This is a genomic window from Salirhabdus salicampi (assembly GCF_024259515.1).
Taxonomy (GTDB): domain Bacteria; phylum Bacillota; class Bacilli; order Bacillales; family Alkalibacillaceae; genus Salirhabdus_A; species Salirhabdus_A salicampi.
Genome location: NZ_JANBWE010000007.1, coordinates 41,702 through 54,462 on the forward strand (window position 1 = coordinate 41,702; position 12,761 = coordinate 54,462).

Consider the following 12,761-nt stretch of genomic DNA (forward strand, 5'->3'; position numbering starts at 1 on the left):
ACTTCTAACAAACATGGTATAACTATAATAGAACTTATTTAGAAAGGATGGTGATGGTATGAAACGTTTGTTTTTCACATGCCTTATTGCAATCACCTTCATTTTCACTATTGCCGATTACACTAGTCAAAAAGATTTCACAGAAGAGGCTGGCTTAAATATTACTTATGCTGATCCAGAGCCGGGCCCAGTGCATTAATGGAAACGAAATAATGCAAGGCATTGTATTTGAAATGGCTTTACAAATTAAAGGTATCCCCTCTAAAATTTTTTAGAGTTTCCATTATTAAAGTTTTACATTCCTTTCCCTGGTGCTTAAACCAGGGTTTTTTTTGTCTGATTTTATATTATATTATTATAGTTTTACCTTGCTGTATACCGATTTCATTATACTTTTGCAAACATTTGTCGCTAGATTGTTGTCTCGTTGTAACATTGACGTCATATAAAGTTGTTATAATGCCTCCATGTATAAGGAGGACGATATCATGAATCATCTAAACATACTTTTGCTTACAATGCTTTTTATTTTTTCTATAAACGAACAGTTTCTATCTCAAATAGATCTGACCGATACAATAATGGCGGTCGAAACCGAACAAATAGAGGGACATGCAAAAAGAGAAACGATAATTGAACGTAAACAAGTTCTCAAGATAGAAAAACAAAAATACGAACACGCCCACGTGCATACTTCTGCGTCAACACAAAAAATTATGATGAAAGTTGAAGCTACAGCATACACCGCAAATTGTGACGGCTGCAGTGGAATCACCGCTACTGGCATTAATCTAAAAGCGGATCCAAATGCAAAAGTTATTGCTGTAGATCCGAACGTTATCCCGTTGGGTACAAAAGTTTATGTAGAAGGCTATGGAGAAGCTATAGCTGGTGATATTGGTGGGGCAATTAAAGGAAATAAAATTGATGTATTTTTTCCCTCAAAAGAAAAAGCTGTAAATTGGGGAGTAAAAACAATTAATATTACCATTATAAAATAAATTAACATGCCCATCTGTTTAAGATGGGCACTTTTTTATTTATTCTCCTTTTTGGATGATACTGCCTTATTTAACTTTTCAAAATCTTGGTTTGCTTTTAATGTTGCGTTAAACGGATTTTTGTAACCTTCTTCCTCAAACGCACCATCTGTAGAAACACCCATTTCTACTCCTTCTGAATCTTGATAAACCCCTTCCTTTTCTCCATCAAAATGTGGCGAGATGTCTCTCACATCTGTTCTTCTTTTCAAAGTATCGCCTCCAATAGAACCATTATGCATAGAGTTGTTCATCGAGCGTAAAATATGTATACAAAAATCATGAGGAGGATGGATATGGGTGCGATTCAACAAGATGGTCATATCTTTGAAATTGAATATAGTGTCAGTCTACAGAAAGGAGCTGTTCATGTTTATAAGGATGGGAATTTCCTAAAGGAAATTACCTTTCAATTTGAAGGAGAGAAGCCTGATGAAGAAAAAATTGAAAACCTCATTAATCATTACCTCGAGGGCAAACAATTACATTAAAATAACGACATTACCATTTGTACTTGTTCTATTGTATTTTTAACCCTATATTTGTTAAATAATGGGGCATTTCTTTATGTTGGTAGGCATCCTTCAAGGGCTCGAAGAAAAGTGGACTGCAATAAGTGACGTAACACCTATTGTATTCGACTCTCTTCATAAATGCCTACAAATCTGGTGTAATTCAATTACACATACATACTTTGACAATCTCCATTCACCTTTCCTACACAATTCCTAAAAATCGTTAATGGTTCAGATCGATTTTATATTGGAAAACATGAGTAGCACAATTATTTGAATATTCAACTCATACCCTCGAAACACTTCATTCCATTGCTCAAGGCGTCGTGTAGTGACAACACTGCATCGATTTTATTTGCGTTTTTTTTAATCTATATTTTATATTTAATTTCAAAAGGAGGGGTATCTCCTGCACATTGACAGATAACGAAAAACATTCCGTAATAAAATGTATTAATTACATTTCGATCATGACTTTTAGGGGGAGTGAAAATGAAAAACGTATGTGTTTTTGCCGGCTCAAACTACGGTGCTCGTCCTTCATTCAAACAAGGGGCAAATCAACTTGGTTCTTTATTAGCCACTAAGGGAATTGAATTAATATATGGGGGTTCGAATACTGGTTTAATGGGAGAAGTTGCAAATGAAGCATTAGCACAAAATGGGGATGTTACTGGAGTGATGCCGAAAGGCCTTTTTAAAGGTGAGATTGTCCACGAGCATTTGACTCAATTAATAGAAGTTCAGGACATGCATGAGCGAAAAGCAAAAATGAATAATTTATCCGATGGATTTATCGCTTTACCAGGTGGTCTTGGAACATTTGAGGAGCTTTTCGAAGTGTTGAGCTGGTCCCAAATCGGTATTCATCAAAAACCAATTGGTATTTTGAATATCGAAAATTACTATACACCATTATTAGACTTAATCGAACATGCTACTACAGAGCAATTTATGTACAAATCACACCAAGAGTTAATTTTATCTGCGGAAGACCCAGAAGATTTATTAGAAATGATGATAAATTTTCAACCACCTACTTATGATAAGAAATGGTCCACATAAACATCATAAAAATGAGTGTAGAATTTCTCTACACTCATTCATATTATGTACTAGGAAATAATTGAATACCATATGCTTCAAGCACATATCTCGGTACGAAGAATCGAGCTGTTTTTAAAGGATCAACAACTTGGCTTACTTGTACCTGACCCACAGCACTCATTAACATCGTTAACTGTCCTAAAGACAAATTTGTATATGGTTTAAGCGTTTGAATCATTTCTTCAACCGCAACATCCACCGCTTCATCTAAAGTTTCCTTTGAAACAAGGAAAGCCACTCCGTCATTGTTTTCTACGATTGGATGTTGTAATTGCTTTTCTTTCAATACTTCTAAGGTAACGGTTACTTCTCCAGGAATTTCCACACCTGAAACACCAATCTCACCGTCCCCCATCGCAGCATGTAAATCTCCTAAAGCAAATAGGGCTCCCTGATGAAAAACAGGAAAGTAAAGCGTTGCCCCTTTCGCAATAAGTTTCGTATCCATGTTTCCTCCGTGTGCACCAGGAGTGCCATTAGAAACAGCCTCTTTCTCAGGAGCTACCCCAATAACACCAATCATCGGATTTAAAGGAATTTGTAACTGGTCATCAAATGCCACATGGCCATCCTGTACCGGCAAAACCTTGACTTCAAAATTCTCCAGTTGATGACCCATCACCCCTAAATTTGGACCAGTAGACATGACACCGCGGTTGCCTAATTTGATTTCATCAATGGATACCTTCAATACGTCCCCTGGTTGTGCTTCTTCCACATATACAGGCCCGGTTGCAGGGTTAATTCGATTCCAATCAACCGTCTGAAAAGTTGTCTGTTCACTTGTTATTTGATCCTCAAAACAGTCATATGTATCTATTACAACTTGATCACCGGAATTCACACGTAAAGCTGGAGCGTGTTCTTTTGACATCGAGTATATAAAGGACGTTCTGTCGAGCTTTTTTTGTTCCATTTTCTTTCCACCTTTCAAAACAAGAATTGAGTAAAAATAAGATTAATAACATTATACAGATAGATGATCCGTATGAATAGTGGCGAAAAATGACGTCGGGTTTACTTGAACCTAGCGGAACAAAATTAAGATAAAATGTCCTCTTTATGTAATATCATATCTATGTGCAATATACCGTCATACATATATGGTTCTGAAACCGTTTGAAACCCTACAGATTGGTAAAATTCTTCTAGGTATAACTGGGCTTGAATTTTAATGGAGGTTTCGCCCCAATCTTTTAATAAAATAAGAATGGCATTTTTCAACATGGTCCGAGCATATCCGTTACCACGAAAATCTCTATTGACAATAACTCTTCCTACAGATGCTTCTTCAAATTTCGTTCCACTTGGGATTAATCGACAATACGCTGCAATCCGCTCCCCGATTTGCAAATAGTAATGTATCGCATCTTGATCAACGTTATCGATTTCAGGATAAGGGCATTCTTGCTCTACTACGAACACATCAACCCTCTCCTTTAGGATTGCGTATAATTCATTATTCGACAATTGCTGAAATGATTTTTTCATCCATTGCATAACTATTCTCCTTCATGTAGTATGTTATGGTTTGTTTCTAGCCAAAAAAGAAATCTAAAATGTTTTCTGTATGAGAACTTTCCTGATTATAAAACTGAGAATAACCGCAATTGGTACATGAAACAACAGTAAATTGATAATTTTGAATATCAAACATCTTTGACACTTGTACCTGTCATAAACACTGCTTTATTTCGGCATTTGTACTTCCACACTTAATAAAACATTTTTCTTCAGAGATGAGACCCTCACCCTTTTATTAAACCTTTTTTAATATAAAAACCCACATAAATGTGAGGGCTTGTTTTAATTCTTCAGGTAAGTGTTTCGTATGTGATGATGTAACTCCTTCTTTATATACACCTAATCCGTCAATGACATTAAAACCTATGTTCTCAGCTAACTTACGAAATTCCCATGGCATCATCGTATTACATATAACATCTTCACCGTATAACCTTTGAAAACTATTTCCCCTTGGGGTAGCAGTTGGTCCTAATATTCCGACACATAAATGCCCTCCAGGTTTCACTATTCTCCTGATTTCCTTGACTGCCTTTACCGGCAGTGCCGTCCATTCAAGAGAGTTTATTGCCATAACAGCATCAAATGAGTTCGATGCTAATGGTAAATCAATAATATCACCAACTTCAAATGTTAACGGGATACCTGATTTTCTTTGGTTTGCCCGCTTAATCATTTCTGCTGAAATATCAATTCCTGTTACTTTGTATTGCAACTGACTTAACTTATATGAACCATAACCATCTCCACAGCCAATGTCTGCGACCTTACTACCTATACCAACAAATTTTCGGAAGAAAGGTATAATATCTTTCCGGCTCCCTTTCTCCCACATATTTTCACTACTTTGGTGCCAAAATTCAGCCTTTTCATCCCACTGTTGTTGAGCACTTTTATGCCAAAACGATTCTTTTTTCATAAGATCTCACCTTTCATCTATAACGATTTCGCTTTTATGTGATGAAATCCTTCCTTCCATAGATACAAAAAAAGCGTATTCCGAAATATCGGAATACGCTTTTGTTAATGATTTATAGTTTTACAACGTTTGCAGCCTGTGGACCGCGGTCGCCTTCAACGATTTCAAATTCAACATCTTGACCTTCTTCAAGAGTTTTGAAACCATCAGCTTGGATAGCTGAGAAGTGTACGAATACGTCGTCTCCATCTTCGCGCTCGATAAAACCAAAACCTTTTTCTGCATTAAACCATTTTACTTTTCCAGTCATCTTCATGACCTCCTATTAAAAAAAATTACACAAAAGATTTGAATCCTAGCATACTTCTTACCTACTTCTTTTAATAAAGAGGTCATAAAGTATTACTTTCACTTTCAAAATCAATTGCCTCCATTTACTTTACTCTTTTTGAGGAAAAAAAGCAAGTGTATTTCAAGAAATCTTCATTATTTTTTTGCATAGTAATGTAAAACCATCAATATTTTCCCATTTCTTATTCATTGTACCCTTTTCGAGGTATATCTTCAGCTTTTCCATTTGGGCGTTCAATTTTTCCATCAATTGTACCTTCAGTTAAAGTATCACTTGTTTGTTCATGGGTTTCTGCGATACCTGATGAAAGTTGGTCGTTTCGCTTATAATCTTCAGGTTCATAATATTTATCTGCTACACTTTTGTTATTCTTATGTTTATGTGCCATAAATGACCTCCCAACATTTTTTCTTTATCATTCCACTGTGTCGTTAGAAATATGTAATAAAAGTGATTAATAAAAAAACAACCTCACTTCATGAAAGTGAGGCCGTAAACCGATAGCTACATGGAAAGAGCTTGCTTAGCTAATTTCAAGTCATTCTCAAATAATTTGTTAATATCGTATGAAGGGTATAGTCCTTTTTTATACATGAAACGATACACTTGATCATGTAATTGAATGCAGCTATTCAACTGCTTTATTAATACCTCTTTCAATTTTGGAGTAGCAGTTTCTGTTATCGCAATCGCATAATTGCGAACTCCGGTTTTCATGAATGCGAGTAAATCTCCTACCATGAAGTTTTCCATAGCATTACGTTCCATTAATTCATCTTCTCTCGTTTGTGGAACATTTTGGTAAAATTTCATTAACTCTTTTAATTCTGATTCTATTACCTGAATCGCTTTCTGAAACAATTCCCGTGTTTCTTTATCCTTTAACATTTTTACACTCGTTTTCATCTTCACTAAACCAACGGATTTAAACACCACTAGCTCATGTAACTCTAATGATTCGTGCCATGCCAACGTCTTTTGTTGTTCCATAATACATCCAATCCTCCCAGTAGGTATTTTCGTTAGTATTGTATGCAGGACGACAACCTACGGGACATCAGTTGGGAAAAATAGGCACTAATCTAAAAAAGAGAGAGCTTCAAAGCTCTCCCCTTATCTTTATTCAAACTCTTTAACAAGCTGTGCCATCTCAATCGCTGAAACTGCCGCTTCTGCACCTTTATTACCCGCTTTAGTTCCCGCACGTTCAATTGCTTGTTCAATCGTATCCGTTGTTAATACACCAAAAATGACTGGTTTGCCTGTTTTTAGTGAAGCAGCTGATACACCTTTTGCGGCTTCATTACATACGTAATCAAAGTGGGGAGTAGAACCTCGAATAACAGCACCTAGCGTTATGACAGCATCGTAATTACCGGATTCAGCCATCTTTTGTGCAATTAATGGGATTTCAAATGCTCCCGGAACCCATGCAACATCAACGTGTTCCTCATTTACTCCGTGCCGTTTTAAAGCCCCAGTTGCACCCTCTAATAATTTTCCTGTAATAAAGTCATTAAATCTACCTGCTACGATTCCTACACGTAGTCCTGTTCCTACTAGGCTTCCTTCAAATTGTTTACCCATTGTATTTCCTCCTAATTGTCTTGTTTTGTATGGAACTGAAGCATATGCCCCAACTTCTTATATTTCGTTTTAATGTAATTTTCGTTTTCATCTCGATATGGGAGCTGTAAAGAAACACGGTCAACTACCTCTAAGTTATATCCTTTCAACCCTGCAATTTTACGAGGGTTATTCGTTAGAAGACGCATTTTCTCAACACCTAAATCACGTAAAATTTGTGCACCTATACCATAGTCACGCAAATCCGGTGCAAAGCCAAGCTTTTCGTTCGCTTCCACCGTGTCGTAGCCTTGTTCTTGCAGCTTATAAGCTTTTAATTTATTGATAAGTCCAATTCCACGGCCTTCTTGCCTCATATAAAGTAATATGCCGTTTCCTTCATCCTCGATTTGTGAAAGGGCTGTATGCAATTGTGGGCCACAGTCACATCGATATGAACCGAATACATCACCAGTTAAACACTCGGAATGAACACGAACTAATACGGGCTTTGACGTATCGATTTCACCTTTTACTAAAGCTACATGTTCTTTATAATCAACTATGTTTGTATACCCAATCGCACGAAACTCCCCAAATTCGGTTGGCAGTTTCACTTCAACTTCTCTATTAACAAGCTTCTCTTTTCTGTTTCTATACTCAATTAAGTCTTTAATCGTAATAATCTTTAAACTAAATTGTTTAGCAATTTCAGTTAAGTCAGGAACACGGGCCATCGTTCCATCATCTTTAATAATTTCGCAAATAACACCTGATGGGTGTGCACCGCTTAATTTTGCTAGATCAACGGAGGCTTCTGTATGACCTGCCCTTCTAAGTACACCGCCATTCTTTGCTACAATCGGAAATACGTGACCTGGTCGCTTAAAGTCTGTCGGGATGGAGTTTGGGTTTAAAATTTCTTGAATTGTCTTCGCCCGTTCTGCTGCACTAATACCTGTAGTCGTTTCTTTATGATCTACACTTACGGTAAATGCTGTACCATATGGGTCAGTGTTCGTATTTACCATTGGTCCTAATTTTAGTTTTTCAGCTGTTTCTTCTGTAATTGTCGTACAGACAAGACCTCTTCCGTGTGTAATCATAAAGTTTATCGTTTCCGGAGTTACTTTATCAGCAAGGGCTACGAAATCACCCTCATTTTCGCGGTCTTCATCATCCACAACAATGACAACTTTCCCGCGATTTAAATCCTCTATTGCCTCATCTATTGTGTTAAACAATCCAATCACATCCTTATCTCCGTTGATTTTAAGCGAACCCATTTTCCTCTAGCATCGTTTTATTAATGTTTGACGGATTTTGTAGCTCCTGTTTTCTTGTTAACATGTTTTCTACATATTTCGCTAACATGTCACACTCAATATTTACGGTGTCACCCTTACCTTTTGACCCTAACACTGTTTCATCATACGTATGTGGAATCAATGAAATCGTAAATACGTTGCCCTCTACCCCGAAGATGGTTAAACTTGTTCCATCTACTGCAATTGAACCCTTTAAGAGTAAAAATTTTGCCAACGATTCGGGCACCTTAATTTTATAATATACTGCATTGGCAACTTCTTCTTTACCAATAATTTCCCCGACACCATCTACATGTCCGGAGACGAAATGGCCACCAAAACGACCGTTGGCTGCCATTGATCTTTCTAAGTTCACCTTTGACCCAGTTGACAATTCCTTTAATGAAGTAGCTTTTACCGTTTCGGGCATGACATCCACTTCAAAGGAACCTTTTGTATATTTCGTTACAGTTAAACAAACACCATTTATAGAAATACTGTCACCAATATTTACGTCTTCTAAGACTTTTGTAGCCCCGATTTCCATAACAATGGATTGTGGAGATTTTTTCATATTCTGTATTGTTCCGACTTCCTCAATAATCCCTGTAAACATCTTTTACTCCCCTTTATAATCTTCGCTATTTCTCCGTTCAGCAACTACCCTTACATCTTCACCAATTCTGTCCACACTCTTTATACTCATATTGAGAGACTCATCCATTGTGATGAAGCCCGGTCCACCAAATGAAGTCGGCGCATCACGACCACCTACAAGTTTAGGGGCGATATACGTAATTAATTGTTGAAAGGCGTTACTCTTTAGGAAACTTCCATTAACTTCAGCGCCACCTTCAACAAAAAGTTTCATAATGCCCCTTTCCCCAAGCGCTTTTAACAATTGTGGGATTTTAATATCTTCTTGGTTTAATTGAATAATATCCACGTTTTTATATTGTAAGTATTGATTCATCTTTTTCTTCTCAACCTTATTCCCGATAATAATCCAGGTGTCGACTTTTCCATCAGTAATGACATTAGACTCCAATGGTGTACGTAAATTTGTATCTAGTACTATTCTGACTGGATTTTTGCCGCCGTTCGGTAATCGAGTCGTTAAAGAAGGGTTGTCGGCAATTACCGTCCCTACACCAACTAAAATGGCGTCATGTTTATGTCTATACTCGTGAACATCTCTTCGTGATTCTTCCCCTGTCACCCATTGGCTATGTTTCGTTACCGTTGCCGTTTTTCCATCCATTGTTATGGCAGATTTTATCGTTACATAAGGTGTTTTATATTTTATATAATGAAAAAACGGTTTATATATTTGTTCCGCTTCCTCTTTCAATATACCTACATCCACCTCTATCCCGGCAGAGCGCAGTTTTTCAATTCCTTTTCCCGAAACCCGGGAATCTTCATCCGTTGTGGCTACAACAACCCGTTTAACACCCTTATTAATTAATAAATCGGCACAGGGTGGTGTCTTGCCGTAGTGGCTGCAAGGCTCTAACGTAACATAAACGGTGGACCCATGTGCTGAGTCGCCAGCCATGTTCATCGCATGAACTTCTGCATGAGGTTCCCCTGCTCTTAAATGGGCACCCATACCAATGATACGACCTTCTTTAACAGCCACCGATCCTACCGGTGGGTTCGGTGATGTCTGACCTGATACAGATTTTGCTAATGATAATGCAAGTTCCATATAACTATGATCATTCATATTAATCTCTCTCCTTATACAAGAAAAACCCCTGAAAACAGGGGTCATGGTAGGATCTTTAACGGGATTCAAGCATAAAAGTATACTGAAGCAAACGTTTGTTCGTACAAAAACCAAACGCGCGCTAATCACCGAAAATTTCCTTCTCCCATCCAGACTTTACTGTCGGCTTCGGATTCTCACCGAAATCCACCGTTTGACTATTATCAAACGGGTCACGGGCTTGTAAATCATTCTGATTTCATCACCGCCGGTTGGGAATTTCACCCGACCCCGAAGGAATAAGCTATACAATTATTTGTATTATACCATTATTTTTTTATTAAGTTCAAAGAGAAGGCTCAAAAAAAAACACCCCGTATAAAAACCGGGGTGTCCCTATTCAAGATTCAATTTCGTCAAAGTAAACATCCAGTAATTTATCCTCTTTTGGATTTACCAAGACATATACGTTCACATCTTTTTTCTGTTGCTCATTAGCTTGAACAGATAATCGGAAATTGTATTGCTGTCGCTCATCGGAAATGACAACTTTCCCCTGATAAGCATAATCAGTTACTTTATGCGTTGGATATTGCTTTTTCGTTTCGGCTACTGCTATTTTACCCCATTTGGCATATTCAGGTTGAGCATAAGTTGTTACAGTTGGTAACAATATGACAACTAACGAAAGCAAAAGAAGAAGTTTGCCCCACTTTACTTGTTTCAAATTTATGTACCTCCTTTCTTACTTAACTTTCCTTAGTTTTTTTCATTCTATTAAAAGCTATTCATCACTATAAAAGTATTAACGACTACGAAAAAACAATGGATCCGTCAAACTTTCCTTTGCCTGCCAATTAGACTACGCTTTCGACAAATCCCGTATGTAGCTAAGACCAATGCACTAGCAACAATTAGTACTAACGCTATATTGTACACGTCTAATAATTGTTAGAAAATATAAATGATTCGAAAATTTTGGGAGGGAAACTATGAAAAAGTTATTTTCAAGTATATTAATAGCCGTTTTACTTTTAAGTCTTGTTTCTCCATTTCAATCCACTTCATCAGGTGAAACAAATTTAGAGGTGGATAAACAATTAACAGAGATCCTATCAACTGTATCCGATAGTTCAATTGTTGAGGCCGTTGTCTCATATGATCACGATCCGACAACAGAGGATTTGAACTTGCTAAAATCTCTAGGTTTAGACATAAAGACATTTAGCCAACTTCCTATCGTAGGGGTAAAAGGGACAAGTGCTCAAGTTCAGAAACTGTTAGACAGTGATGTAAATGCCTTATCTGTTTATGCCAACAAAAAGTTAGACTATTTCATGCGAGATAGCCGCGAACTTATTGGTGCGGAAAGAGTATGGTCTGACCTAGGCTATACTGGTAAAGGAACTACAGTTGCTGTAATTGATAGTGGGATTGACGCAACACACCCTGACCTACCTTATGGCACAAAAGTTATACAAAACGTTAAATTATTAGTTGGGGAAAGCATTTTTGGTGATGAAGATACTTACTTGGAAGGTGTATTAAATACTGATACTTCATCTGGTCATGGTACACATGTTGCCGGTACAATTGCTGGTAACGGTACCGCAAGTGATGGCCTTTATAAAGGTATTGCTCCTGATGCACAGTTAGTTGGAATTGGTGCTGGTGAAGGTTTACACATACTTTGGGCACTTGAAGGATTTAACTACGTGCTAGAAAAACACGAAGAATATGGTATTGATGTAATTAGTAATAGCTGGGGTACGAGTGGTGAATATTCGCCAAATAACCCAATCAATATTGCAAGTAAAGAAGCGCATGACGAAGGAATGGTTGTCGTTTTTGCAGCCGGAAATGCTGGACCAGATGACAATACATTAAACCCATACTCTGCAGCACCATGGGTCATTTCAGTAGCAGCCGGTACGAAAGATAAAGAGTTAGCAAACTTTTCATCTCGCGGTGTTGCTGGTGATGAATTCCTTCATCCTGATATTACAGCACCAGGGGTAGACATCGTTTCAACGAAGTCATCTACTGGAGTTGTTATGAATTCGTTAGGTACTGTAAAAGATTCAACATACATTGCACCAGAGCACCTGCCATACTACACTACTGCTAGTGGAACGAGTATGGCGACACCTCACATTTCTGGAGTTGTTGCATTAATGCGTGAAGCAACACCTGATATGCATCCTGCTATTGTATTAGATGTTTTACAGAAAACTGCCGACGAAATGGCTAGTTACGAATTTCATGAGGTTGGCGCTGGTTATGTTAACGCATATGAAGCTGTGAAAAAAGCCGAAAAAACAAAAGCATTCATCGGTAAATATAAAGAGAAAGAAACTGGAAAAACGTATGACACTTATTTTGAGGAATATACTTGGGAAGGTACAGTAGGACCTGGCTCTTCTACATTAGAAGTTGAATCCCATGACTATTACGACATCGAAATTGGGAAAGATTCAGTAAGTTTAAAAGTTAGTATTTCTTGGTTGTCCGCCACAAATGATTTAGACTTATTTGTTCGAGATGCAAATGGTGAGTTGGTTGGTTCATCTGCAAACGGGTTTACCACGACAGAAGAAACAACTGTTCCAGACGTAGCTGAAGGGACATATGAGGTTGACGTAGAGGGTTGGTTAAATACAATTGAAAACTATGAAGGCACATATGTCGTAGAAAAGATTTTAAAGTAACATAAAGTTAGG

Annotated in this window: 16 protein-coding genes, 2 pseudogenes and 1 riboswitch; of the genes and pseudogenes, 5 read left to right on the forward strand and 13 right to left on the reverse strand. The window is 37.5% G+C overall.

Features of this window, described 5'->3' with window-relative positions:
- Positions 1-58 precede the first annotated feature (58 nt).
- Together NLW78_RS14945 and NLW78_RS14950 are read left to right on the forward strand one after the other, a co-directional pair.
- Positions 59-199, forward strand: coding sequence for a hypothetical protein (locus tag NLW78_RS14945; protein WP_254497953.1), 141 nt, complete (start codon positions 59-61; stop codon positions 197-199).
- A gap of 526 nt (positions 200-725) precedes the next feature.
- Positions 726-1,001: pseudogene (locus tag NLW78_RS14950) on the forward strand (3D domain-containing protein); the annotation flags it as partial.
- A 35-nt stretch (positions 1,002-1,036) separates the two neighbouring features.
- Here NLW78_RS14950 and NLW78_RS14955 read toward each other — a convergent pair.
- Complete coding sequence (locus NLW78_RS14955) at positions 1,037-1,252, reverse strand: hypothetical protein (RefSeq protein WP_254497954.1); 216 nt, start codon at positions 1,250-1,252, stop codon at positions 1,037-1,039.
- Between the two features lie 84 nt (positions 1,253-1,336).
- Here NLW78_RS14955 and NLW78_RS14960 point away from each other — a divergent pair, with 84 nt between their 5' ends.
- On the forward strand, positions 1,337-1,531 hold the full coding sequence (locus tag NLW78_RS14960; RefSeq protein WP_254497955.1) for a DUF5370 family protein: 195 nt from the start codon (positions 1,337-1,339) through the stop codon (positions 1,529-1,531).
- Positions 1,532-2,047: 516 nt separating this feature from the next.
- Positions 2,048-2,620, forward strand: a complete 573-nt coding sequence (locus NLW78_RS14965) for an LOG family protein (RefSeq protein ID WP_254497956.1) — start codon at positions 2,048-2,050, stop codon at positions 2,618-2,620.
- A gap of 43 nt (positions 2,621-2,663) precedes the next feature.
- Here NLW78_RS14965 and NLW78_RS14970 read toward each other — a convergent pair whose 3' ends face one another.
- The 12 genes and pseudogenes from NLW78_RS14970 to NLW78_RS15025 all read right to left on the reverse strand — a co-directional run bounded on the left by NLW78_RS14970 (position 2,664) and on the right by NLW78_RS15025 (position 10,768).
- Positions 2,664-3,578 carry an acetamidase/formamidase family protein gene (locus NLW78_RS14970; RefSeq protein WP_254497957.1) on the reverse strand — a complete coding sequence of 305 codons (915 nt, stop codon included), beginning with the start codon at positions 3,576-3,578 and terminating at the stop codon, positions 2,664-2,666.
- A 125-nt stretch (positions 3,579-3,703) separates the two neighbouring features.
- Complete coding sequence (locus tag NLW78_RS14975) at positions 3,704-4,162, reverse strand: GNAT family N-acetyltransferase (RefSeq protein WP_254497958.1); 459 nt, start codon at positions 4,160-4,162, stop codon at positions 3,704-3,706.
- 37 nt (positions 4,163-4,199) lie between these two features.
- Positions 4,200-4,403 (reverse strand): annotated as a pseudogene (locus tag NLW78_RS15720) (zinc ribbon domain-containing protein).
- 18 nt (positions 4,404-4,421) lie between these two features.
- Positions 4,422-5,105 carry a class I SAM-dependent methyltransferase gene (locus NLW78_RS14985; protein ID WP_254497959.1) on the reverse strand — a complete coding sequence of 228 codons (684 nt, stop codon included), beginning with the start codon at positions 5,103-5,105 and terminating at the stop codon, positions 4,422-4,424.
- Positions 5,106-5,217: 112 nt separating this feature from the next.
- The gene (cspD, locus tag NLW78_RS14990; protein WP_254497960.1) at positions 5,218-5,415 is read right to left on the reverse strand and encodes a cold-shock protein CspD; all 198 of its coding nucleotides are present in this window, start codon (positions 5,413-5,415) and stop codon (positions 5,218-5,220) included.
- A 223-nt stretch (positions 5,416-5,638) separates the two neighbouring features.
- Positions 5,639-5,845: a YozQ family protein gene (locus tag NLW78_RS14995; protein WP_254497961.1), complete on the reverse strand. Its 207-nt coding sequence runs from the start codon at positions 5,843-5,845 to the stop codon at positions 5,639-5,641.
- Positions 5,846-5,961: 116 nt separating this feature from the next.
- The gene (locus NLW78_RS15000) at positions 5,962-6,447 is read right to left on the reverse strand and encodes a spore coat protein (protein ID WP_254497962.1); all 486 of its coding nucleotides are present in this window, start codon (positions 6,445-6,447) and stop codon (positions 5,962-5,964) included.
- A 129-nt stretch (positions 6,448-6,576) separates the two neighbouring features.
- Positions 6,577-7,044 carry a 6,7-dimethyl-8-ribityllumazine synthase gene (gene ribH, locus NLW78_RS15005; RefSeq protein WP_254497963.1) on the reverse strand — a complete coding sequence of 156 codons (468 nt, stop codon included), beginning with the start codon at positions 7,042-7,044 and terminating at the stop codon, positions 6,577-6,579.
- An 11-nt stretch (positions 7,045-7,055) separates the two neighbouring features.
- Positions 7,056-8,267 (reverse strand): bifunctional 3,4-dihydroxy-2-butanone-4-phosphate synthase/GTP cyclohydrolase II, encoded by a 1,212-nt coding sequence (locus NLW78_RS15010; protein WP_254497983.1) that lies wholly within the window; start codon positions 8,265-8,267, stop codon positions 7,056-7,058.
- 28 nt (positions 8,268-8,295) lie between these two features.
- Positions 8,296-8,946, reverse strand: coding sequence for a riboflavin synthase (gene ribE, locus NLW78_RS15015; protein ID WP_254497964.1), 651 nt, complete (start codon positions 8,944-8,946; stop codon positions 8,296-8,298).
- A gap of 3 nt (positions 8,947-8,949) precedes the next feature.
- Positions 8,950-10,059 carry a bifunctional diaminohydroxyphosphoribosylaminopyrimidine deaminase/5-amino-6-(5-phosphoribosylamino)uracil reductase RibD gene (gene ribD, locus NLW78_RS15020; RefSeq protein WP_254497965.1) on the reverse strand — a complete coding sequence of 370 codons (1,110 nt, stop codon included), beginning with the start codon at positions 10,057-10,059 and terminating at the stop codon, positions 8,950-8,952.
- Between the two features lie 136 nt (positions 10,060-10,195).
- Positions 10,196-10,344: riboswitch (FMN riboswitch) on the reverse strand.
- 97 nt (positions 10,345-10,441) lie between these two features.
- Positions 10,442-10,768, reverse strand: a complete 327-nt coding sequence (locus tag NLW78_RS15025) for a DUF3889 domain-containing protein (RefSeq protein WP_254497966.1) — start codon at positions 10,766-10,768, stop codon at positions 10,442-10,444.
- Between the two features lie 265 nt (positions 10,769-11,033).
- On the opposite strand from NLW78_RS15025, the gene NLW78_RS15030 reads away from it, so the two are divergent.
- Positions 11,034-12,749, forward strand: coding sequence for a S8 family serine peptidase (locus NLW78_RS15030; protein ID WP_254497967.1), 1,716 nt, complete (start codon positions 11,034-11,036; stop codon positions 12,747-12,749).
- Positions 12,750-12,761 lie beyond the last annotated feature (12 nt).